The 20,883-nt window shown below is 71.6% G+C and carries 21 protein-coding genes; 18 read left to right on the forward strand and 3 right to left on the reverse strand.

From position 1 onward, the window contains the following. Positions 1-5: 5 nt before the first annotated feature. Positions 6-536 (reverse strand): hypothetical protein, encoded by a 531-nt coding sequence (locus tag ACPCJR_RS04880; RefSeq protein ID WP_391510425.1) that lies wholly within the window; start codon positions 534-536, stop codon positions 6-8. Positions 537-693: 157 nt separating this feature from the next. Here ACPCJR_RS04880 and ACPCJR_RS04885 point away from each other — a divergent pair, with 157 nt between their 5' ends. The 8 genes from ACPCJR_RS04885 to ACPCJR_RS04920 all read left to right on the forward strand — a co-directional run bounded on the left by ACPCJR_RS04885 (position 694) and on the right by ACPCJR_RS04920 (position 8,410). Further along, the gene (locus ACPCJR_RS04885) at positions 694-1,149 is read left to right on the forward strand and encodes an acyl-CoA thioesterase (RefSeq protein ID WP_391510424.1); all 456 of its coding nucleotides are present in this window, start codon (positions 694-696) and stop codon (positions 1,147-1,149) included. 87 nt (positions 1,150-1,236) lie between these two features. Then, positions 1,237-2,997, forward strand: coding sequence for an arginine--tRNA ligase (gene argS / locus ACPCJR_RS04890; RefSeq protein WP_391510423.1), 1,761 nt, complete (start codon positions 1,237-1,239; stop codon positions 2,995-2,997). A 31-nt stretch (positions 2,998-3,028) separates the two neighbouring features. Then, a complete protein-coding gene (locus tag ACPCJR_RS04895; protein ID WP_391510422.1) occupies positions 3,029-4,426 on the forward strand; it encodes an SPOR domain-containing protein in 1,398 nt (465 codons plus the stop codon). Positions 4,427-4,749: 323 nt separating this feature from the next. Further along, positions 4,750-5,763: a beta-N-acetylhexosaminidase gene (gene nagZ, locus ACPCJR_RS04900; protein WP_391510421.1), complete on the forward strand. Its 1,014-nt coding sequence runs from the start codon at positions 4,750-4,752 to the stop codon at positions 5,761-5,763. A 160-nt stretch (positions 5,764-5,923) separates the two neighbouring features. After that, positions 5,924-6,199: a twin-arginine translocase TatA/TatE family subunit gene (locus ACPCJR_RS04905; protein ID WP_110352803.1), complete on the forward strand. Its 276-nt coding sequence runs from the start codon at positions 5,924-5,926 to the stop codon at positions 6,197-6,199. Positions 6,200-6,344: 145 nt separating this feature from the next. After that, on the forward strand, positions 6,345-6,788 hold the full coding sequence (gene tatB / locus ACPCJR_RS04910; protein WP_391510420.1) for a Sec-independent protein translocase protein TatB: 444 nt from the start codon (positions 6,345-6,347) through the stop codon (positions 6,786-6,788). Then, entirely contained in the window at positions 6,785-7,585 is an 801-nt protein-coding gene (tatC, locus tag ACPCJR_RS04915) for a twin-arginine translocase subunit TatC (RefSeq protein ID WP_391510419.1), read from the forward strand. The genes tatB and tatC overlap by 4 nt, the downstream gene beginning before the upstream one ends. 123 nt (positions 7,586-7,708) lie before the next feature. Next, on the forward strand, positions 7,709-8,410 hold the full coding sequence (locus tag ACPCJR_RS04920; RefSeq protein ID WP_391510418.1) for a metal ABC transporter permease: 702 nt from the start codon (positions 7,709-7,711) through the stop codon (positions 8,408-8,410). 58 nt (positions 8,411-8,468) lie between these two features. Here the strand turns inward: ACPCJR_RS04920 and ACPCJR_RS04925 are convergent, their stop codons facing one another. Next, a complete protein-coding gene (locus ACPCJR_RS04925) occupies positions 8,469-9,644 on the reverse strand; it encodes an MFS transporter (RefSeq protein ID WP_391510417.1) in 1,176 nt (391 codons plus the stop codon). 390 nt (positions 9,645-10,034) lie between these two features. Between ACPCJR_RS04925 and msuE the strand changes: the two genes are divergently transcribed. The 10 genes from msuE to ACPCJR_RS04975 all read left to right on the forward strand — a co-directional run bounded on the left by msuE (position 10,035) and on the right by ACPCJR_RS04975 (position 19,507). After that, a complete protein-coding gene (msuE, locus tag ACPCJR_RS04930; protein ID WP_391510416.1) occupies positions 10,035-10,610 on the forward strand; it encodes an FMN reductase in 576 nt (191 codons plus the stop codon). 8 nt (positions 10,611-10,618) lie between these two features. Next, on the forward strand, positions 10,619-11,620 hold the full coding sequence (locus ACPCJR_RS04935; protein ID WP_391510415.1) for an aliphatic sulfonate ABC transporter substrate-binding protein: 1,002 nt from the start codon (positions 10,619-10,621) through the stop codon (positions 11,618-11,620). 8 nt (positions 11,621-11,628) lie between these two features. After that, positions 11,629-12,477: an aliphatic sulfonate ABC transporter permease SsuC gene (gene ssuC, locus ACPCJR_RS04940; protein WP_391510414.1), complete on the forward strand. Its 849-nt coding sequence runs from the start codon at positions 11,629-11,631 to the stop codon at positions 12,475-12,477. 21 nt (positions 12,478-12,498) lie between these two features. Then, positions 12,499-13,290, forward strand: a complete 792-nt coding sequence (locus ACPCJR_RS04945) for an ATP-binding cassette domain-containing protein (protein WP_391510413.1) — start codon at positions 12,499-12,501, stop codon at positions 13,288-13,290. Positions 13,291-13,321: 31 nt separating this feature from the next. Then, entirely contained in the window at positions 13,322-14,509 is a 1,188-nt protein-coding gene (gene ssuD / locus ACPCJR_RS04950; RefSeq protein WP_391510412.1) for an FMNH2-dependent alkanesulfonate monooxygenase, read from the forward strand. A gap of 16 nt (positions 14,510-14,525) precedes the next feature. After that, a complete protein-coding gene (locus ACPCJR_RS04955) occupies positions 14,526-15,494 on the forward strand; it encodes a sulfonate ABC transporter substrate-binding protein (protein WP_391510411.1) in 969 nt (322 codons plus the stop codon). Between the two features lie 89 nt (positions 15,495-15,583). Next, positions 15,584-16,546 carry an aliphatic sulfonate ABC transporter substrate-binding protein gene (locus tag ACPCJR_RS04960; RefSeq protein ID WP_391510410.1) on the forward strand — a complete coding sequence of 321 codons (963 nt, stop codon included), beginning with the start codon at positions 15,584-15,586 and terminating at the stop codon, positions 16,544-16,546. 34 nt (positions 16,547-16,580) lie between these two features. Then, the gene (locus ACPCJR_RS04965) at positions 16,581-17,990 is read left to right on the forward strand and encodes an FAD/NAD(P)-binding protein (protein ID WP_391510409.1); all 1,410 of its coding nucleotides are present in this window, start codon (positions 16,581-16,583) and stop codon (positions 17,988-17,990) included. Between the two features lie 322 nt (positions 17,991-18,312). After that, the gene (locus ACPCJR_RS04970) at positions 18,313-18,522 is read left to right on the forward strand and encodes a hypothetical protein (protein WP_391510408.1); all 210 of its coding nucleotides are present in this window, start codon (positions 18,313-18,315) and stop codon (positions 18,520-18,522) included. Between the two features lie 313 nt (positions 18,523-18,835). Continuing rightward, positions 18,836-19,507 carry a DUF2147 domain-containing protein gene (locus tag ACPCJR_RS04975; RefSeq protein ID WP_391510407.1) on the forward strand — a complete coding sequence of 224 codons (672 nt, stop codon included), beginning with the start codon at positions 18,836-18,838 and terminating at the stop codon, positions 19,505-19,507. 78 nt (positions 19,508-19,585) lie between these two features. On the opposite strand, the gene ACPCJR_RS04980 is transcribed toward ACPCJR_RS04975, so the two are convergent. Then, complete coding sequence (locus ACPCJR_RS04980; protein ID WP_391510406.1) at positions 19,586-20,743, reverse strand: zinc-binding metallopeptidase family protein; 1,158 nt, start codon at positions 20,741-20,743, stop codon at positions 19,586-19,588. Positions 20,744-20,883: the final 140 nt, after the last annotated feature.

The following is a 20,883-nucleotide window of genomic DNA, read 5'->3' on the forward strand; positions in this document are numbered from 1 at the left end:
GAGACCTACTCGCAGTAGCAGGTGGCGCCGTAGCCGGTGTTGTAGAGCGGTGCGTTGCCGTAGCCGACCGGGGCATAGCCGTAGCCGTAGGTCGGCGCCGCGTAGCCGCCGTAGCCGTAGCCGCCCGTCAGCGCGCCCCCGGCGAGACCGAGGCCGAGCCCCAGGCCGGCGCCGGCCAGACCGATTCCGGCGCCGGCCAGGCCGATCCCGGCCCCCACGACGCCGAGCCCGGCGCCCCGGCCGTAACCGTAGCCCCGCCCGTAGAAGCCGCGGGCGGCGTAGCCGCCCCGGTAGCCGAAGCCGCCATGCCCGAAGCCGCGATGCGCGAAGCCGCCGTATCCGCCGTATCCGCCGCGATAGCCGCCGAACCGGCCGGCATGGCCGAAGCGCGCGCCGTAGCCGCGATGGCCGAAGCCGCCGTGACCGCCGAAGCTGCCGCGATACCCGCCGTGGCCGCCGAAATCGCGGGCCTCCGCGGTCGCGGGCGCGAGGGTCAGGGCAACGAGCGCCGTGGCGGCGAGGGCAAGGGACTTCATCGGGTGCGGCCTCCGTGACGGAAATGTCGTCCGGCGACCACGCCGCCTTTCGCGCCCTGCGTGCAACGCTGCATTCTACCGAGAGACCGCCTTGTCCCCGCGCCGTCCGCGCGCGAGAGGCGGTGCGGTGCCGGATGACCAGCCGAGGGAGACCCGATTGAGCGCCGAACGAGAGCCCCGCGAGACCCGCGCCGCCTATCCCCGCCTCGTGCCGCTGGCCACGCGCTGGGGCGACAACGACGTCTACGGGCACGTCAACAACGTCGTTTACTACGCCTTCTTCGACACGGCGGTGAACGGCATCCTGGTGGAGGCGGGCGCCCTCGACATCGCCCGCTCCCCGGTGATCGGCCTCGTGGTGGAGACGGGCTGCCGCTACTTCGCGCCGGTCGCCTTCCCCGACCGGATCACGGCCGGCGTGCGGGTGGCTCGTCTCGGCCGCACCAGCGCCCGCTACGAGGTGGCGATCTTTCGCGAGGACGAGCCCGAAGCCGCCGCCCAGGGACATTTCGTCCACGTCTACGTGGACCGCGACACGCGCCGCCCGGTGCCGCTGCCGGAGCGCTTGCGCGCGGTGCTGACGCACCTCGCGCCGGACGCGGGCGCGCCGTGACACCCCCGCCCGCCATTGCTATGCCGCCCCCCGACAGTCCGGCCGCCCGCCACGCGCGGCCGACGCAACGACGAACGCCCGAGCCCCATGAACATCTTCGCCCTCTTCGAGACGCGCGTGCGCGAGGCGCTCGAATCGCTCACCCGCTCCGGCCGTCTGCCCGAGGGGCTCGACCTGTCGCGGGTGCTGGTCGAGCCGCCGCGCGACCCCTCGCACGGGGATCTCGCCACCAACGCCGCCCTGGTGCTGGCCAAGGAGGCCAAGCAGAACCCGAAGGCGCTGGGCGAGGCGCTCGCCGAAGAGCTGCGCGCCGATCCGCGCATCACCGAGGCGAGCGTGGCGGGCCCCGGCTTCATCAACCTGCGTCTGGCACCCGAGGTGTTCCACGAGGTGATCCGCGCCGCCCTTCGCGAGGGCGAGGCGTTCGGGCGCGGACACATGCCGGGGGGCCCGGTCAACATCGAGTACGTCTCGGCCAACCCGACGGGGCCGATGCATGTCGGCCACGGACGCGGCGCGGTGTTCGGCGACGCCCTGGCCAACCTGCTCGCCGCCGCCGGCCGGCCGGTGACGCGCGAGTACTACATCAACGATGCGGGCGCGCAGGTCGACGTGCTCGCCCGCTCCGCCTTCCTGCGCTACCGCGAGGCTCTGGGCGAGACGATCACGATCCCCGAGGGGCTCTATCCCGGCGACTACCTCAAGCCGGTCGGCGAAGGGCTCGCCGCCGCGCAGGGCCGGGCGCTGCTCGACCGGCCGGAGGCCGAGTGGCTGCCGCTGGTGCGCCGCTTCGCCATCGACGCGATGATGGACATGATCCGCGCGGATCTCGCCGCCATCGGCATCCGCCACGACGTGTTCTTCTCCGAAGCCACCCTCCAGGGCGGCCAAGGGGGCAACAAGGTCGCCGAACTCCTCGACGCCCTGCGCGAGAAGGGCCTCGTCTACGAGGGGCGCCTGCCGCCGCCCAAGGGCCAGCTTCCCGAGGATTGGGAGGACCGGGAGCAGACCCTGTTCCGCTCGACCGATTTCGGCGACGACGTGGACCGTCCGCTGCTGAAGTCGGACGGCTCCTACACCTACTTCGCCTCCGACATCGCCTATCACCGGGACAAGTGGCTGCGCGGCGCCAACGAACTCATCGACGTGCTCGGGGCCGACCACGGCGGCTACGTCAAGCGCATGCAGGCGGCGGTGAAGGCGGTGAGCGAGGGGGAGGCCCGGCTCGACGTCAAGCTCTGCCAGCTGGTGCGGCTTTTGCGCGCAGGCGAGCCGGTGAAGATGTCCAAGCGCGCGGGCGAGTTCGTGACCCTGCGCGAGGTCATCGACGAGGTCGGCCGCGACGCGATCCGCTTCATGATGCTCTACCGCAAGAACGACGCGACCCTCGATTTCGACCTCGCCAAGGTCGTGGAGCAGTCCAAGGACAACCCGGTCTTCTACGTGCAGTACGGCCATGCCCGGCGCTTCTCGGTGCTGCGCCAAGCCCGCGAGGCGATGCCCGGCGACGACGTCTCCCGGGCGGCCCTGCTGGCGGATGCCGACCTCTCGGCGCTCACCGACCCCGGCGAGATCGAGATGATGCGGCTCATTGCCCAGTATCCGCGGGTGCTCGAATCTGCGGCGGCGGCGCACGAACCGCATCGAATCGCGTTCTATCTCTATGAGACCGCGTCTTCGCTGCATAGTTTCTGGAACAAGGGCAAAGACTTGCCGCAATTACGGATTGTTAATCCAACCGACAGAAAGTCCACCCGGGCCCGCTTGGCCCTCGTCGAGGCCTTGGGCGGCGTTCTCGCCTCCGGCCTCGCGGTCCTGGGGGTCTCCGCACCCGACGAGATGCGGTGACGCCGGAAGGTGATGAAAAGAGGATGAGGCCATGACGGGACACGCATCGCGCGCGACGGTCGATTTCGACGCCTTCGAGCGCGAGCTGCGTCAGACGTCGCAGGAGGCGGCTCAGGCGAAGGCGCCCGCGGCCACCCCCAAGGGCGACCCCAAAGGCGATCCCCTTGCCGAACTCGCCCGCATCGTCGGGCAGGACGATCCCTTCCGCGCCCTGCTGGAGGCGCGGGAGAAGAGCGGCGCGCAGGCGGCCCCCGAAATCCGCGCGCCCGAGAGCCGCGGCGCCGAGAGCGGCCGGCCGGCCCGCGTCGAACCGACCTTCGTCGACGCGCCGCCGCAGGCGTCGCGCAGCCCGGCGGACGCCTTCGACCAGTACCTCGCCTCGGTCGAGCAGGGCATGTACGCCGAGGGTCAGACCTCGGACCCGGCGGCCTTCGCCGAGGCCGACACGGATTACCGCACCCGGCCCGCCGAGCGCCCCCGCGGCCGCAACCGCCTCGTGCAGGTCGGTGCGGGCCTCGCCGTGGTGGCCGTCTGCGTCGGCGGTGCGCTGGCGTGGCGCGGCACGCATGGCGGCAGCGGCGGCCCGATCACGGTGCTCGCCGACAAGACCCCGCTGAAGGTGCAGCCGGCCGCCAGCGACGGCGTCGAGATTCCCGATCAGAACAAGCAGATCTACGACCGCAACGCCAAGGACGGTCAGATCAAGATCGTCAACCGCGAGGAGCAGCCCCTCGACGTGAACCAGGCCGCCCGCACGGCCGCCGCGCGCAACGAGGGCAGCGAGCCGGGGCAGGGGGGCGCCACTCCCGGCCAGGGCGGCCTGCTCACCGACTCGCTCGGGGAGCCGCGCCGGGTGCGCACCGTCTCGGTCAAGCCCGACACCCCGGTCCACCAGCCGCAGGCTCAGCCGCAGGCCGAGGCCACTCCGGCTCCGGCCTCGCCGATCCCGACCATGACGCTGCCCGATGCGGCCGGCGCCGGCACCGCGACGCCCTCGTCGGAGCCCCGCCGGTCCGCCTCCCGCAGCCTGGCCTCGAACCCGGTTCCCGCGCCCGTCGCCGAGGCGCCGCCGGCTCCGCCCGTGCCGCAGCCGAAGGCGCCGCAGCGCGTCGCCTCCGTCTCACCCGAGACCACCGCGAGCACCAGCATCGAATCGCCCGCCGCCTCGGCCTCGCTCACCGCGCCCGTCAGCGGCTACTCGGTGCAGCTCGGCGTGCGTGGCAGCGAGAGCGAGGCGCGGGCCGCCTTCCGCGAGATGCAGGGCAAATACAGCCAGCTTTCCGGCAAGCCCGAGCTGATCCGGCAGGCCGAGGTGAACGGCAAGACCCTGTTCCGCGTCCGCGTCGGGCCCCTGGGCAAGAGCGAGGCCTCCAGCCTCTGCACCGCGCTGCAGGGCGCGGGCGGCCAGTGCTTCGTGGCCAAGAACTGAGCGATCACCGCGAACTAAACCCCGACCGGATCGCCCGTTTCGACGGGCGATCCGACGAGCCTGTTCCAGGGCGCCGATCCCGTCCGCTCTCCCATCCCGAGACACCCGCGCCAGCGGGCCTCGAAGGAGGCTCCAAGACGCGCGCGGGATCGCCGGGGGCATGCCGCGACGAGCCGCTCATGCTGATGTTCGGTTGATCGCTTCGGGGTTCGCCTCCTCCGTCATCGCGAGGCGAAGCCGAAGCGATCGACCGGACCTCGTATCGGTCCCACCCTGCGCCGCCACCGCGCGCCGACCCGTCAGCCCAAGGAATGCCGGCCCGTATGACCTCCGCCAGCACGCCCCGCGCCGTCATCCTCGGCTGCTCCGGCACGGCGCTGACGCCGGAGGAGACGGCCTTCTTCCGCGACCTGCGGCCCTGGGGCTTCATCCTGTTCAAGCGCAACATCGGCACGCCCGACGCGGTGCGCGCCCTGACCGAATCCCTGCGGGCGGTGGTCGGGCGCGACGATGCGCCGATCCTGATCGACCAGGAGGGCGGGCGGGTGCAGCGCATGGGGCCGCCGCACTGGCCGAAATACCCGGCCGGCGGACGCTTCAAGGCCTTCGGCGAGCGAGCCGCGGCGATGGCCCGGCTCGGCGCCCGGCTGATGGCCCACGACCTGCACGCGGTCGGCATCAATGTCGATTGCGCGCCGATGCTCGACGTACCGGTGGCGGGCTCGGACAACATCATCGGCGACCGCGCCTACGGCGACACGCCGGGGGCCGTGACCGAACTCGGCCGCGCCGTGGCCGAGGGGCTGATGGCGGGCGGGGTGCTGCCGGTCATCAAGCACATTCCCGGGCACGGCCGGGCAACCTGCGACAGCCATCTCAACCTGCCGGTGGTCGAAGCCGACCGGGAGAGCCTGCAGGCCGCCGATTTCCGCCCCTTCCGGGCGCTGGCCGACCTGCCGCTCGCCATGAGCGCGCACGTGGTGTTCACGGCCCTCGACCCCGAGCGGCCGGCCACGCTCTCGCCGAGCGTGATCCGCGAGATCGTGCGCGGCGCGATCGGCTTCGACGGTCTCCTGATGACCGACGACCTCTCGATGCAGGCGCTCCAGGGTCCGTTCCGCGCGCGGGCGGAAGCCGCCTACGGCGCCGGCATCGACGTGGTGCTCCATTGCAACGGGCGCATGGACGAGATGCGGGCGGTGGCCGAGGCGACCCCCGATCTGGCCGGCGAGGCCGACGCCCGCGCCCGCGCCGCCCTGGCCCGGCTCACGCCGCCGGAGCCCTTCGACGCGGCAGAAGCCCGCGCCCGCTTCGAGGCGGCCTTCGCCACCGCCTGAGAATGGCCTGACGACGAGGCAACCTGCGACAAAGAAGGGCAAAGCCTGCGTGGCGTTTGCCCGCTCCGTCCCCCTGTGCTGCTTGTGTTCGCGCCAGTCGATCCCTAGGTTCGCCCCAGTTCAAAGGAGGGCGCCGCCGGTTGCGGCGCAGGAGGTTGCCATGGGCAGCATGAGTGTCTGGCACTGGGTGATCGTGGCGGTCGTCGTCATGCTGCTGTTCGGCCGCGGCAAGGTGTCGGAGCTGATGGGCGACGTCGCCAAGGGCATCAAGGCCTTCAAGAAGGGCATGGCCGACGACGAGACCCAGCCCACCCAGACCACCGCCGTTCCGCCGGTGGGGCCGAACGATCCGGTGCGCACCCTGCCGCACCAGGGCGCGCCGGGCGCCGCCCCGCAGCAGACCCACGTCCCCGCCGGCGACCACAAGGCGGTCTGAGCCGCTTCCCGGGCGCAAGCCGGGTCGGATCGGGATAAGAGGCCGGGGACGGTCGCTGCGCGCCGTTGAAGATCGGCGCCGGGCGGGATAGCGCGGGCCGCGCACCCGTCCGATCGGGGCGCGGGGCCGCGGGACGGACGACGCGATGCTGGACATGAGCTGGGGCGAGGTGATGCTGATCGGCGGCGTCGCCCTGATCGTCATCGGACCCAAGGACCTGCCGAAGGCCCTGCGCACGCTCGGCCAGATGACGACCAAGGTCCGCCGCATGGCCGGCGAGTTCCAGTCGCAGTTCAACGAGGCGATCCGCGAGGCGGAACTCGAGGAGGTCCGCCGCGACGTCGAGGGCGTCAAGCGCACCGTCGATGCCGCGAGGCCGACCTTCAACCCCGTCGACACGATCCGCAACGAGATCCGCAGCGCCGTCGACGGACGGGGGAGCACCCCGACGGGCGCGCCTTTGCCCAAGGCCGAGGATACGGGCAGCTTCGACGTGCCGCGGCCGACGCCCCAGCAGCAGGCGGCGCAAGCTACCGATCCCGCCCCGACCACCCCCGACAGCAAACCCGAGACAGGCCCGACTCCATGAGCGACGAGCGCGATGAGGCCGAGATCGAGGCCTCGCGGGCACCCCTTCTGGAGCACCTGATCGAACTGCGCTCGCGGCTCATCAAGTCGCTGATCGCGTTCATCGTGATGTTCTTCGCGTGCTTCTTCTTCTCGAAGCAGATCTACAACGTGCTGGTGTACCCCTACGTCTCGATCGTGGGGGCGCAGAACGCCGAGTTGATCGCGACGCACTTCCTCGAACAGGTCTTCACCAACATCAAGCTCAGCGTGTTCGGGGCGGGCTTCCTGGCCTTCCCGGTCATCGCCACGCAGGTCTACGCCTTCGTGGCGCCCGGCCTCTACCGCAACGAGCGGCAGGCTTTCCTGCCCTATCTCGTGGCCACGCCGATCTTCTTCCTGCTCGGCGCGCTGGTCGTCTACTTCCTGGCGATGCCGCTGCTGATCCAGTTCTCGGTCTCGCTGCAGCAGATCGGGCAGCCGGGCGAGGCGACGATCAAGCTCCTGCCCAAGGTCGACGAGTATCTCTCGCTGATCATGACGCTGATCTTCGCCTTCGGGCTGGCCTTTCAGATGCCGGTGATCCTGACGCTTCTGGGCCAGATCGGCGTGATCGACGCGGCCTTCCTGCGGGAGAAGCGGCGCTACGCCATCGTGCTCGTCTTCGTGGCCGCGGCGATCCTGACGCCGCCGGACGTGATCTCGCAGCTCTCGCTGGCGATCCCGATGCTGCTTCTCTACGAGGCCTCCGTCTTCTCGGTCGCCCGCATGGAGAAGGTCCGCGCCGCCCGTCGGCGGGCGCAGGGGCTGGAGCCCTGAGAGCGCCGGCCTCCCAGCGCATAAGCGGAACATAAGATCACTTGCGCATCACACTCTTGTGCGCAAGCTTGTGAGCGGGAATCCGCGATCCATAACCCTCCGATCCAACACGGAGGGAACACCATGTTACGCACGATGCGGACGGCTCTCACGCTTGCCACGCTGACCACGCTCGCGGGTGCGGCCCAGGCCGCGCCGGACCTGCAGCGGGTGCGCGGCACGATCGAGAGCAGCGACGGCGGCTCGGTCACCGTCAAAACCACCGACGGAACCTCGCAGACCGTGCAGCTCGGCGGCGCCAAGTTCGCCTGGGTGGTGAAGTCGAGCCTCGACCAGATCAAGGAAGGCACCTTCATCGGCACCGCCACCAAGGGCGAGAACCCGATGACGGCGCTCGAAGTGGTGCTCTTTCCCGAATCCATGCGCGGCACGGCGGAGGGTCACTACGCCTGGGACGCGATCCCCGATCACACCGCGGGCGGCGGCCCGGTGGTGAAGAGCTCCATGACCAACGGCACCGTGAAGGCCGGCGGCGCCGGCGCGGGCGGCGCCCCGAAGGTGAAGAGCTCCATGACCAACGCCACGGTCGCCAGCAGCGACGCCGGCTCCGGCGGCGGCGAGCGCACGCTGACCGTGACCTACGACAAGGACGGCTCGAAGACGATCGTCGTGCCGCCCAAGGCGCCGATCGTCGCCTTCGAGCCCGCCGACAAGGCGATCCTGACGCCCGGCGCCAAGATCTTCGTGGTGGCGGCCAAGGACGGGGGCAAGCTCGACGGCAAGCTCGTCGCGGTGGGCAAGGACGGCCTCACCCCGCCGATGTGAGGCGTCTCGACGCCACCGCCGTCCTCGCGAGGCGGAGCCGAAGCGATGACGGCGGCGATCAGGACCGTCCCTGGTTTCCCGCCAGGGACGGCCACAGGGGCCGCGCCACCGCCGTGGCGGCGAGCCCGAGGCCCAGAAGCGAGACCGCCGCAGCCAGGGCCGGCAACTCCGAATAGCCCGCGCCGAGCGTCAGTGCCGTGCCGCCGAGCCAGGCGCCGAGCGCGTTGCCGAGGTTGAACGCGCCCTGATTGAGCGTCGAGGCGAGGTTGGGCGCGTCGCTGGCCGCCTCCACCACCCAGACCTGCAGCGGCGAGACCAGGGCGAAGGCGAGTCCGCTCCACAGCACCAGCACCGCCAGCGCCGGCACCGCGAAGGGCGCGACCAGCGAGAGGGCGACGAGCACGGCGATCAGGCCCGCGAAGCTGCCGAGCACGGTGCGCATCAGGCTCCTGTCGGCCAGCCAGCCGCCCGCGAGATTGCCGACGGTGAGCCCGACGCCCGCCGCGAACAGCGCCCCCGTCACGCCGCTCGGCGTCAGATGCGTCACGGTGAGCAGGAACGGCGCGATGTAGGTGAAGACGGTGAAGAAGCTCACCGAAGAGAGAGTCGAGACCAGCATCGGCCGCAGAACCGGCCAGCGCCCGAGCGCCCTGAACTCCCTGGCCAGGCCGCCGCGGGTACCCGGCATTCCGTTGGGAAGGGCGAGCGCGATGGCCGCGCCGGCCGCGAGCCCGATCCCGACCACCGCCCAGAAGGTGGCGCGCCAGCCCAGCGCCTGACCGAGCGCCGTGCCCAGCGGCACGCCGAGCACGTTGGCGAGCGTCAGGCCGGCGAACATCAGCGAGACGGCCTGGGTGCGCTTCTCCCGCGGCACGAGGTTGCGCGCGACGATGGCGCCGATGCCGAAGAAGGCGCCGTGGGCGAAGGCTGTGGCGACGCGCGCGGCCATCAGCAGCCAGTAATCCGGCGCCAGGGCGCAGGCGAGGTTGCCGAGGACGAACACCGCCATCAGGGCGAGCAGGGCGGTCTTGCGCGGCAGCGGCGCGGTCGCCATCGCCACGAGCGGCGCGCCGATGACGACGCCCATCGCGTAGCCCGAGACGAGGTGACCCGCCTGCGGGATGGTGACGCCGAAGTCGCGCGCCACCTCCGGCAGGAGGCCCATGATGACGAACTCGGTCGTGCCGATGCCGAAGGAGGCGACGGCGAGCGCGAGGATCGGCAGAGGTGCCATGCGAATGCTCCGGTGCAGCGCACCCGTTGCGCTGCAGCATGAGCCCGCAACATGGCCATCCGCCGGGAGCCGGACAGCCGAGCCACCGGGAGGCAGGCCTGCACTGGGGACAGGACGGGCGGCACGAGTGCGCCGGCCGTCACAGGCCTTGCAAAGGCGCGGAAGAATCTTCCGGTCCAACCCACCGCGACGGTACGGCCATCCTCCGACGGCGAAAAACAACGCAAAAACAATCCGTTGATTTGCCCCACCGTGGGTCACTACATTTCACGACAACGAACCCATCACAACACTCCGCATTCCGACGAAGACTTCGCTTCCGCAGTGCTTTTTCTAAAGCATTCGGTTGCCGGTCGGTCGCGACTGCGGCCAGAGTCTGGATCATCCGCGATGCCCGCACGGATCGTTGCCTTCTCCGGCAACACGCACCGCCCCTCCCGCACCCGCACCCTGGTCGAGGCGGTGGCCGCCGAATTGTCGCGCCTGCGCCCGATCGACCTGAAGCTCTACGACCTCGTCGATGCCGGCACCGGGATCGCCGTGGCGAGCCGCTCCGCCCTGCCGCTGCCGGCGGCGCGGATCGTGGAGGCGATCGAGAACGCCGACGCGCTGATCGTCGGCTCGCCGGTCTACAAGGGCAGCTATGCGGGGCTGTTCAAGCACCTGATCGACTTCGTGGCGCCCGAAGCCCTCGTCGGAAAGCCCGTGGTGCTGACCGCGACCGGCGGCGGCCCGCGCCACGCGCTGGTGGTCGAGCATTCCCTGCGCCCGCTCTTCGGCTTCTTCTCGGCCCAGACCGCGCCGACCGCCGTCTATGCCGGCGACACCGAGATCAGTGAGGGCCGCGTCGCCGACGCGATCGTGCGGACCCGCGTGGCGCAGGCCGCGGCCGAGCTCGCCCGTCTCCTCGACACCGCGCCGGCCGCCGTTCTCCCGGCCGCCCTGCCCGCCGCCGCCGCGCGCTGAGGCACGGGATGATCGACCGCCGCCGCCTCCTCGCCGCAGGTCTCGCAACGGGTGTCGCCTCGAGTCTCGCGGCGGCCGGCAGCGCCCTCGGCCCGCGCCCGGCCCGGGCCGCCGAGCCGGGCGTCCTGCGCATCGGCTACCAGAAGAACGGCATCCTCGCGGTCGCCCGCGAGCAGGCCGCGATCGAGGCCGCGCTGAAGCCGCAGGGCGTGAGCGTGCGCTGGGTCGAGTTCTCGTTCGGCCCGCCGCTGCTGGAGGCCCTGAACCTCGGTGCGATCGATTTCGGCCAGACCGGCGACGCGCCGCCGATCTTCGCCCAGGCCGCGGGCGCCAACTTGGTCTACGCCGCCGCCCAGCCCAACGGCGGCTCGGGCTCGGCGATCCTGCTGCCGAAGGGTTCTCCGATCGCCACGCTGGCCGACCTGAAGGGCAAGCGCGTCGCCTTCGCCAAGGGGTCGAGCGCGCACAACCTCACCGTCGCCGCGCTGGAGAAGGCGGGCCTGTCCTACCGCGACATCACCCCCGTCCTGCTCGCGCCGGCCGACGGCGCCGCGGCGTTCGCCGGCGGCACGATCGACGCCTGGACGGTGTGGGATCCCTACTTCGCCATCGCCGAGGAGGGGCAGGGCGCGCGCATCCTCGTCCAGGCCCCGGACATCACGCCCACCAACAACTTCTTCCTGGCGAACAAGGGCTTCGCCGACGAGCGGCCGGATGTTCTCAAGGTGGCCATCGCCGCGCTGGGCGCGGTCGCGATCTGGTGCGAGGGCAACCGTCCCAGCGTCGCGGCGAGCCTGTCGAAGATCACCGGCGTACCGCTCGCCGCCACGCGGCGCGCGGTGGATCGCATCCGCTTCGTGATCGCGCCGATGGATGCGGCGGTGACCGCCGAGCAGCAGCGCATCGCCGACCGCTTCTTTCGGCTCGGCGTGATCCCCCGCTCCGTGCGCGTGTCCGACATCGTCTGGACGCCGCCCGCGGCCTCCAACAGAACCCAGAACAACGGGTGAGCCGAACCATGGCCGATTCCGCCGCGATCCGATCGCTCCCCGGCCGCGCGCACCGCGCCGAGGCCGCCGCACCGCTCCGACACAAGCCCCTGCGCCTGCCGACGGCGAGGCTGCTGCCCTGGCTGCTGCCGACCCTCGTCCTGGCCGGCTGGCAGGCGGCGGCCTCGCTCGGGTTCGTCTCGACCCGGTTCATGCCCGCCCCCCTCGACGTCGCCGCGGCGGGCTGGCGCCTCGCCCAGACCGGCGAGCTTTGGGAGAACCTCTGGGTCAGCTTCGCCCGGGCGGCCGCCGGCTTCCTCATCGGCGGCGGCATCGGGCTGACCTTCGGTCTGGCCAACGGCCTCTCGAACCTCTCGGAAAAGCTCACCGACACCACGCTTCAGATGGTGCGCAACGTACCCCACCTGTCGCTGATCCCGCTGGTGATCCTGTGGTTCGGCATCGACGAGGGCGCCAAGCTCTTCCTCGTGGCGCTCGGCGTGTTCTTCCCCGTCTACGCCAACACCCTGCACGGCATCCGCTCGGTCGATCCGCAGCTCATCGAGATGGGCCGGGTCTACGGCATGAACCGGCGCGAATTGTTCTGGCGCGTGGTGCTGCCGGGCGCGCTGCCCTCGATCTTCGTCGGCGTGCGCTACGCGCTCGGCATCATGTGGCTGACGCTGATCGTGGCCGAGACGATCTCGGCCAATTCCGGCCTCGGCTACATGGCGATGCAGGCCCGCGAGTTCATGCTGGTCGATGTCGTGGTGCTGGCGATCCTGATCTACGCCGCCCTCGGCAAGCTCGCCGACAGCCTGACCCGGGCGCTGGAGCGCAGCTGCCTCGCCTGGAACCCGGCCTACCGCAACGCCTGATCCTGATCGCGAGCGTATTCCATGTCCGCTGCCACCGCTCTGCGCGTCGAGGACGCCTCCGCGCGAGACCGCAATCCCGGCCTCGCCATCACCCTGCGCGGCCTCTCGAAAAGCTTCGACGGGGGCGCCCCCGTCATCCGCGGGCTCGACCTCCACGTGCCCGCCGGGCAATTCGTCGCCGTGGTCGGACGCTCCGGCTGCGGCAAGAGCACCCTGCTGCGCCTGATCCTCGGCCTCGAGGAGCCGAGCGCCGGCCGCGTCACCGTCAACGGCGGTGCCGGCCAGGGCGCGATCCAATCCAAGAAAATCATGTTCCAGGAGCCGCGCCTGCTGCCCTGGGCGCGGGTCGCCGACAACGTCGCGGTCGGGCTCGGGCGCGAGACGCCCCGCGCCGAGCGGCGCAAGCGGGCGCTCGCCGTCCTCGACGAGGTCGGGCTCGCCGAGAAGGCCGGCAACTGGCCGGCGACGCTCTCCGGCGGCCAGCGCCAGCGGGTGGCGCTCGCCCGCGCGCTCGTGAGCCGCCCGGCGCTGCTGGCGCTGGACGAGCCGCTGGGCGCGCTCGACGCGCTCACCCGCATCGAGATGCAGGCGATGATCGAGCGGATCTGGGAGGCGCAGGGCTTCACCGCGATCCTCGTCACCCACGATGTCGGCGAGGCGGTGGCCATGGCCGACCGCATCCTCGTGGTCGAGGAGGGCGCCATCGCGCTGGACGTCGCGGTGGACGTGCCCCGCCCGCGCCGCCGGGGCGATGCGGCGCTCGCCGAGCTGGAGGGCCGCATCCTCGACCGGCTCCTCGGCCACCGCGCCTGACCCTTTCCTTCGTTTTTTCGGAGCGTACCCCATGACCGCCCAGAGCCGCCCCCCCGCCGACGGCAAGACCGACGTTCTCTGGTTCCTGCCCACCCACGGCGACGGCCGCTATCTCGGCGCCGCGGAAGGCGCCCGCGACGTCTCGCTGCCCTATCTGCGCCAGATCGCCCAGGCCGCGGACGATCTCGGCTATTACGGCGTGCTGCTGCCGACCGGGCGCTCCTGCGAGGATTCCTGGGTCGTCGCCTCGGCGCTGGCCCCGCTCACGCAGCGCCTGCGCTTCCTCGTCGCCGTGCGTCCCGGCCTGCAGGAGCCGTCGATGGCCGCGCGCATGGCCGCGACGCTGGACCGGATCTCGGACGGGCGCCTGCTCATCAACGTGGTCACCGGGGGTGATCCGGTGGAGCTGAAGGGCGACGGCGTCTTCCTCGACCACGACGAGCGCTACGTCGTCACCGACGAGTTCCTGCACATCTGGCGCGGGCTGATGGCCGGCGAGACCGTGACCTTCGAGGGCAAGCACCTGCGCTCCGAGAACGGCCGGGTGATCTTCCGGCCCGTGCAGGCGCCCTATCCGCCGCTCTATTTCGGCGGCTCCTCGCCCGCCGGCATCGAGGTCGCGGCCGAGCATTGCGAGGTCTACCTCACCTGGGGCGAGCCCCCGGCCGGCGTCGCGGAGAAGATCGCGAAGGCCCGCGAGGCCGCCGAGAAGAGGGGCAAAACATTCTCCTACGGCATCCGCCTGCACGTCATCGTGCGCGAGACGGAAGGCGAGGCCTGGGACGCCGCCGAGCGGCTGATCTCGCGGCTCGACGACGCCACCATCGCTCAGGCGCAGGCGACCCTGAAGCGCCAGGATTCCGTCGGCCAGAGCCGGATGATGGCGCTGCACGGCGGCGACCGATCCAGGCTCGTCGTCTCGCCCAACCTCTGGGCCGGCGTCGGCCTCGTGCGCGGCGGGGCGGGCACGGCTCTGGTCGGCTCGGCCGATCAGGTCGCCGACCGGATGAAGGAGTACATCGATCTCGGCATCGACCGCTTCATCCTCTCCGGCTACCCGCACCTGGAGGAGGCCTACCGCTTCGCCGAACTGGTCTTCCCCAAGCTCCCCTTGCGCGCCACCACCGGCACGGCCCCGAGCACGGCCCGCAACAACGGTCCGTTCGGCGAGGTCATCGCCAACGACATCGTGCCGTCCCGCCGCGTCAGTGCACACTGAGCAGAGAGCTTCGCCGATGCCCGCCCGCACCGTCACCGCGCCTTCGCTGCTGCCGCGCCTCTGGCTGGCGCTCGCCGCGCTGATCTTCGTCTGCCTCACGCTCGCCGCCCATGCTGAAGAGAAGACGGTGCGGGTCGGCTACCAGAAGTACGGGACGCTGGTCCTGCTCAAGGGCCGCGGCAGCCTGGAGCCGAAGCTGAAGGCGCTGGGCTACCGGGTGCAGTGGTCGGAGTTTCCTTCCGGCCCGCCGCTGATGGAGGCGCTGAACGCGGGCGCCGTCGATTTCGGCTCGGCGGGCGAGACCCCGCCGATCTTCGCCCAGGCCGCGAGCGACGCGCTGACCTACGTCGCCCACGAACCCGCCGCGCCCAAGGGCGAGGCAATCCTGGTGCCGAAGGCGAGCCCGATCCAGTCGGTGGCCGATCTGCGGGGGAAGAAGGTCGCGCTGAACAAGGGCTCGAACGTCCATTACCTGCTGGTGCGGGCCATCGAGGCGGCGGGGCTGACGCTGGCCGACATCACCCCCGTCTATCTCGCGCCCGCCGATGCGCGGGCGGCCTTCGAGCGCGGCGCGGTCGATGCCTGGGTGATCTGGGACCCGTACTTCGCGGCGGCCGAGGCCGGCGGCAACGCCCGGGTGCTCGCCGACGGCACCGGCCTCGTGCCGAACCACCAGTTCTACCTCTCCTCCAAGTCCTTCGCCGCCGAGAACGGCCCGGCGCTGGACGCCATCGTCGCGGCGGTAGCCGAGGTCGATGCCTGGGCCAAGGACAACACCGACGCGGTGGCCCGGGAACTCGCACCCTCCGTCGGCATCCCGGCGCCGATCTTGAGCGTGGCCCTCAAGCGCCAGACCTACGGCATCCGGCCCCTCGACGCGGCCGTCGCCGCCGAGCAGCAGCGCATCGCCGACACCTTCCACGGATTGAAGCTCGTGCCGAAGGCGGTCGACATCGCCGGGGCCGTGCGCAAGCCCGGAAGCTGACGGGACGCTCTCCTCCTCGACCCCACTCCCGCCCCGCAAGGGGGAGGGGGCATGCCCTCCGCCGCCCTGAAAAAACAGAAAAGTCCGCCATGAACCGCCGGTCCGCCGCCCGTCTCGTCCTCGCCGGCCTCGCGCTCGGTCTTCCCTTCGGCCGCAGCCCGGCGCTCGCGGAGGAAACCACCCTGCGCATCGGCTATCAGCGCTCCTCCGCGCTGACCTCGCTGCTGCGCCAGGACGAGACGCTGGAAAAGGCCCTCAAGCCCCTGAACGTCAGCGTGTCCTGGCACGAATTCACCAGCGGCCTGCCGATCATGGAGGCTCTGAACGTCGGGCGCATCGACGTCTCGGCGGATGTCGCCGACACCGTGCCGGTCTTCGCTCAAGGAGCGGGCGCCCGGATCACCTATGTCGCGCAGGAGGCGGCCTCGCCCGAGGCGCAGGCGATCCTGGTGCCGGGCGACTCGCCGCTGAAGAGCGTCGCCGAATTGAAGGGCCGCAAGGTCGCGGTCACCAAGGGCGCCGGCAGCCACTACCTGCTGCTCGCCGCGCTCAAGGCGGAGGGGCTTCCTTTCAAGAGCATCACCCCGGCCTACCTCACCCCGGCGGACGGGCGCAGCGCGCTGGCCGGCGGCAGCGTCGATGCCTGGGTGGCCTGGGACCCCTTCCTCTCGGCGGCGCAGATCCAGGCGGGCGCCCGCATCCTCCGGGACGGCACCGGGCTCTCTTCCTACAAGCGCTACTACCTCGCCTCCGACGCCTATGCCGAGAAGCGCGCCGACGTGCTGACCCTGCTCGTCGGCAAGCTGCGCGAGGCCGGCCTCTGGGTGAAGGCCAACCCCGATGCGGCCGCCGAGCGCCTCGCCGCCCTGTGGAAGATCGAGCCGGAGGTCGTCAAACGGGCCAATGCGCGCCGCTCCTACCGGGTCGAGCCGGTGACCCACGAGGGGCTGTCCGAGCAGCAGACCATCGCCGACGCCTTCCGCGCCGAGGGGTTGCTGCCGCGGGCGGTGGATGCCTCCGCGCTGCCGGTCTGGGACGCGCCGTCGCGCTGACCCGAGGGAGAGCCGCACCGAAGGACCGCATACGATGACCCGTCAGGCCAGCCTGCCCCCGATCGCCGTGATCGGAGCGGGGTTCAGCGGCACCATGGCCGCGCTCCAGCTCCTCTCGGTGCTGCCGCCGGAGCGGCCGGTGCTGCTGTGCGAGCGCGGGGGCAGCTTCGCGCGCGGGCTCGCCTACGGGACCGGCAACCCGGCCCATCTCCTCAACGTGCGCGCCGCCAACATGAGCGCCTTCCCCGACCGGCCGGGGCATTTCGAGGACTGGCTCGCCCGCGGGGCGCTGAGCGGGAAGGGACCCGACGAAGGGGTCGCCGTGACGCCGGCCGGCACCTTCGTGGCGCGGGGCCATTACGGCAGCTACCTCACCGAACTGCTCACGGGCGCCGTGACGGGGCCGGTCACCGGCCCCGGGGGCCCGCGCCTGCGCCTCGTTCCCGACGGGGTGGTCGATCTGGAGCCGCGGGCCGGCGGTTTCCTGCTGCGCACCGAGGGCGGACAAGCGCACGGCGTCGCCGGCGCCGTGCTGGCCATGGGCAACCTCGCCGCGGCCGCAACGCGCAGCCGCCACAGCCTCGATCCCTGGAGCCCCGAGCAGTTCGGGCGCCTGCACCCGCATGCGCCGGTCCTCGTCGTCGGGACCGGACTCACCATGCTCGACGCCGTGGCGAGCCTGCGGGCGCACGGCTTTGCCGGAGCCATCCTCGCCCTGTCGCGGCGCGGGCTCCTGCCGAACGCCCACGCCCCCACGCCGACCTGGCCGATCCCGGATCTGAGGCCGGCCGACTTCGCCTCCCTGACGCGGTTGCTGGCGCGCATCCGCGCCGAGGTGGCACGGGCCGAGGCGGCGGGCGTACCCTGGCACGGGGTGATCGACGCCCTGCGCCCGCTCACCGACACGATCTGGCGCGGCCTGCCACCCGCGGAGCGCGCCCGCTTCCTGCGCCACCTGCGCCCCTTCTGGGACGTGCACCGCCACCGCACGGCGCCGCCCGCCGCCGCGACGATCGCCCGCGAGATCGAGCGCGGTGCGCTTACGATCCGGGCCGGCCGCCTGCTCGCGGTCGAGGACGAGGCGGCGCAGGCGGTCGTGACCCTGCGTCTGCGCGGGGCGCGGGCCCCGGAGCGCCTCGGCGTGCAGGCGATGATCGACGCCACCGGTTTCGGCCATCTCGCGCAGAGCCGCGACCCGCTGCTGCGGCGGCTCTCCGAGCGCGGCCTCGTGCGCCCCGGACCGTTCGGCCTCGGCCTCGATGCGGGCGCCGACTACCGGGCGCTGGGCCGAACGGCCGGGGAGGGCGCCGGCCCGCTCTGGGTTCTCGGGCCGCTCCTGCGCGGGGTGCTGTGGGAATGCACGGCGGTGCCCGACATCCGCAACGAGGCCGCCGATCTGGCCGGCCTCGTCGCGACCAACCTCGACCGCGCCGCCGCGGCCTGACGCCACCGACCCCGTCTTCGCGCCGTCCGAAAAGGGCGAGAGCCCGGCTCTCCGCCCTCTCACGCGTTCGTGATGCTCGAACCTCGCCCCCTCATCGCCGAGATTTGACGCGCATCCGGGCGCCAAAGCCCTGTCGCGACGGCCTTTTCCGGCGCAGGCGGGCGTTCGTCCCCGATGCCGGCTCACTATTCGGAATCGTTCTAAAGAGCTTGATCTGAGTTTGGAGTTGTTCTAATGAAAGATCGTGACGGCGGGGCCGTCGGCCGGGAGGCCGGGACGGACCGATCGCCAGAAAACAGCGACCAACCCCCGGAGAGAGATCATGGCCATCAACAGCAACGCTGCCTGCCAGAGCTGCCGCTTCTTCGACGACCACAAGACCAACGGTGCCCAGGCCGCGGGCGACCAGGGCCTCTGCCGCTTCAACCCGCCGGTGAGCCAGCCCGATCCGCAGAGCCAGGGCCTCTGGCCGGTGGTCGCCTCCAAGGATTGGTGCGGCCACTTCACCGCCGACGTGACCCCGGCCGAGTAAGGCTGGACCTCGACGCTTCGTCCGATGGGGCCGGTGCCGCGCACCGGCCCCTTTTTCGTGCGCGCTCCGCAGGCAGCGCCCCGTGTCGGCCCCTGCGGCGAGCGCGGCTCCCGTCCCGGGCGCGGGACCGGCAAATTGCGTCGGAACCGCCCCGCGGCGGTCATGATCCGGTCACCTTCGCATTCGATGGCTGCGGCGAAGGGGCAACGGTCCGCACGGCGACCGGCCTCGACCCGGCCGCGCAGGGCCGGACGGATCGTCAGGTTGAGCGGTGCGGCCCGGATCGCCGCCGCGCCCGAGTGGGGATGATTGCATGAAGTTCGGACCGATCGGTGCGCGCGCGGCCTTCCTTCGCGGCGCCGGCCTCGCCGCCCTCGGCGCGCTGCTGGCGACCGCCGCCTCGGCCGCGCCGCCCCGCGACCCCAGCGGCACTTGGCTGACCCAAGACGGCAAGGCGCGCATCCGCGTCGAGAAGTGCGGCCCGCAGGAGAAGAACCTCTGCGGCTACGCCGTTTGGCTCAAGACCCCGCTCAACGACGAGGGCAAGCCGCGGGTCGATTTCCGCAATCCCGATCCGAAGAAGCGCACCCGCGCCTCGCTGGGCCACCAGCTCATCCTCGGCCTCAAGCTGAACGATGACGCGCGCTACGAGGGCAAGATCTACAACGCCGAGGACGGCAAGTTCTACGACGTCACGATCTGGTCGGAGGAGCCGGAGGAACTGACCGTCAAGGGCTGCCTGATCGCCTTCCTGTGCCAGTCGCAGACCTGGAAGAAGGTGAGCGACACGGTGCCGGGCCAGCTCGCCGGCCCGACCAACGGCCCGAACGGTCCCCGCGCCGACGCCGAATGGGCGCCCAAGCCCGCGCCGGGCACGGCGGCGGCCGGCGGCCCCGCCGCGACCGGCAGCGCCGCCCCGGCCAAGCCGGCCACCAAGCCCGCCGCGCCGAAGGCCCCGGCCGCCGCGGCTCCGGCGGCCGAGTAACCCGCCTTCCCACGAACGGGCGCCGGACGACGCGAACGCCGCGTCCGGCTGCCCTCCCGCCGAACGTCCCGAACGACATCAGGCCGTCGGGGCCGCGACGCGCTGGCGCAGGCCGGCGATCACCGCCTTGAGCATCTCGTCGCTCGCGGCCTCGCTCAGGCCGCCGGGGCTGCGCGCGGCGTAGATCCGCTCGTGCACGAAGGCGAGCTTGGCGATGACCGCCGGCGCCAGCTTGAAGGGGTAGAGCGGCGGCTGACCCATGCTCCGGTTGAGCGAGTTCATGGCGTAGGTCAGCGGCAGCCACGCCTCGATCACCCGCTGGAAATCGGGCGTCTCGTAGGGGTCGAAATCGATGCAGGTCGAGGCCTGCGCACCCTCGCCGCCCCGCAGCTTCGGGGTCAGCCGCATCTCGAAGGCGCTGCCGGTCTCCAGCGTGTCGACGATGTGCAGGTAGTGGGCGAAGGTTTCGGCGAAATCCTCCCAAGGGTGCGCGGTGGCGTAGGAGGAGACGAAGGATTCCTGCCAGTCCGGCGGCGCGCCCCTGGAATGGTGGCGCCGGAGCGCGGCGCCGTAATCGGCGCGCTCGTCGCCGAACAGGACGCGGAAGGCCGGCAGGCTCGGATCGAAGCGCACCAGCAGATTCCAGAAATAGTGCCCGATCTCGTGGCGGAAGTGGCCGAGCAGCGTGCGGTAATACTCGCCGAACATCGTGCGGCGGCGCTCGCGCTCCACGTCGTCGGCCTCGGCGATGGAGAGGGTGATGAGCCCGTCGAGATGCCCCGTCATCACCGGCGGCCCGGCCGATTCGGCGAGGAAGTCGAAGGCGAGCCCGTCGGAATACTGCGCCCGCGTCACCAGCGGCAGTTCCAGGCGCAGCAGCGAGTAGAACAGTCGCCGCTTGGCCGCCTCGATCTGGCGCCAGCGGTCGAGATTGGCCGGCAGGCTCAGATCCGGCACCACCCGGTTGTGGCGGCAGGTGACGCAGTACCGCTCGTCCGACTCCTCCGGCACCGTCCAGTTGCAGGCCTCGTAGGCCGCGTTGGCGCAGAGGCGGTACTTGCGGCCCGGATGGGCGTAGGCGCGGAAGAGGGGCCCGCGCGCATCCTCGCCGCAGGGCTCCAGCGCCGAGACCGCGTGACGGTCGCAGACATAGCCGAGACGACGCTCGCAGCTCTCGCAGACCGTGCTCTCGAACGAGACCGGCTGGTCGCAGGCTTGGCACTGGAAGATACGCATGGGGCCTCCCGCCGGGGCGGGGATGCTGCAGGAACCGGGCCGCTACCCGGAATCAAGGGACCAAGGGTCGCGAGCCCGCGAAGTTCCCGCCTCGCCCGGAGCCGGCGCGATCCGGCCGCACGGTTCTTGCTTGATTGAGC

The sequence above is a fragment of the Methylobacterium sp. NPDC097929 genome (assembly GCF_049543375.1).
Taxonomy (GTDB): domain Bacteria; phylum Pseudomonadota; class Alphaproteobacteria; order Rhizobiales; family Beijerinckiaceae; genus Methylobacterium.

Bases quoted from the DNA above. Each gene is read 5' to 3' on its own strand.
- ACPCJR_RS04880 (WP_391510425.1), bottom strand. From the start codon at position 536: ATGAAGTCCCTTGCCCTCGCCGCCACGGCGCTCGTTGCCCTGACCCTC.
- argS (WP_391510423.1), top strand. From the start codon at position 1,237: ATGAACATCTTCGCCCTCTTCGAGACGCGCGTGCGCGAGGCGCTCGAA.
- ACPCJR_RS04895 (WP_391510422.1), top strand. From the start codon at position 3,029: ATGACGGGACACGCATCGCGCGCGACGGTCGATTTCGACGCCTTCGAG.
- nagZ (WP_391510421.1), top strand. From the start codon at position 4,750: ATGACCTCCGCCAGCACGCCCCGCGCCGTCATCCTCGGCTGCTCCGGC.
- ACPCJR_RS04905 (WP_110352803.1), top strand. From the start codon at position 5,924: ATGGGCAGCATGAGTGTCTGGCACTGGGTGATCGTGGCGGTCGTCGTC.
- tatB (WP_391510420.1), top strand. From the start codon at position 6,345: ATGCTGGACATGAGCTGGGGCGAGGTGATGCTGATCGGCGGCGTCGCC.
- tatC (WP_391510419.1), top strand. From the start codon at position 6,785: ATGAGCGACGAGCGCGATGAGGCCGAGATCGAGGCCTCGCGGGCACCC.
- ACPCJR_RS04920 (WP_391510418.1), top strand. From the start codon at position 7,709: ATGTTACGCACGATGCGGACGGCTCTCACGCTTGCCACGCTGACCACG.
- ACPCJR_RS04925 (WP_391510417.1), bottom strand. From the start codon at position 9,644: ATGGCACCTCTGCCGATCCTCGCGCTCGCCGTCGCCTCCTTCGGCATC.
- msuE (WP_391510416.1), top strand. From the start codon at position 10,035: ATGCCCGCACGGATCGTTGCCTTCTCCGGCAACACGCACCGCCCCTCC.
- ACPCJR_RS04935 (WP_391510415.1), top strand. From the start codon at position 10,619: ATGATCGACCGCCGCCGCCTCCTCGCCGCAGGTCTCGCAACGGGTGTC.
- ssuC (WP_391510414.1), top strand. From the start codon at position 11,629: ATGGCCGATTCCGCCGCGATCCGATCGCTCCCCGGCCGCGCGCACCGC.
- ACPCJR_RS04945 (WP_391510413.1), top strand. From the start codon at position 12,499: ATGTCCGCTGCCACCGCTCTGCGCGTCGAGGACGCCTCCGCGCGAGAC.
- ssuD (WP_391510412.1), top strand. From the start codon at position 13,322: ATGACCGCCCAGAGCCGCCCCCCCGCCGACGGCAAGACCGACGTTCTC.
- ACPCJR_RS04955 (WP_391510411.1), top strand. From the start codon at position 14,526: ATGCCCGCCCGCACCGTCACCGCGCCTTCGCTGCTGCCGCGCCTCTGG.
- ACPCJR_RS04960 (WP_391510410.1), top strand. From the start codon at position 15,584: ATGAACCGCCGGTCCGCCGCCCGTCTCGTCCTCGCCGGCCTCGCGCTC.
- ACPCJR_RS04965 (WP_391510409.1), top strand. From the start codon at position 16,581: ATGACCCGTCAGGCCAGCCTGCCCCCGATCGCCGTGATCGGAGCGGGG.
- ACPCJR_RS04970 (WP_391510408.1), top strand. From the start codon at position 18,313: ATGGCCATCAACAGCAACGCTGCCTGCCAGAGCTGCCGCTTCTTCGAC.
- ACPCJR_RS04975 (WP_391510407.1), top strand. From the start codon at position 18,836: ATGAAGTTCGGACCGATCGGTGCGCGCGCGGCCTTCCTTCGCGGCGCC.
- ACPCJR_RS04980 (WP_391510406.1), bottom strand. From the start codon at position 20,743: ATGCGTATCTTCCAGTGCCAAGCCTGCGACCAGCCGGTCTCGTTCGAG.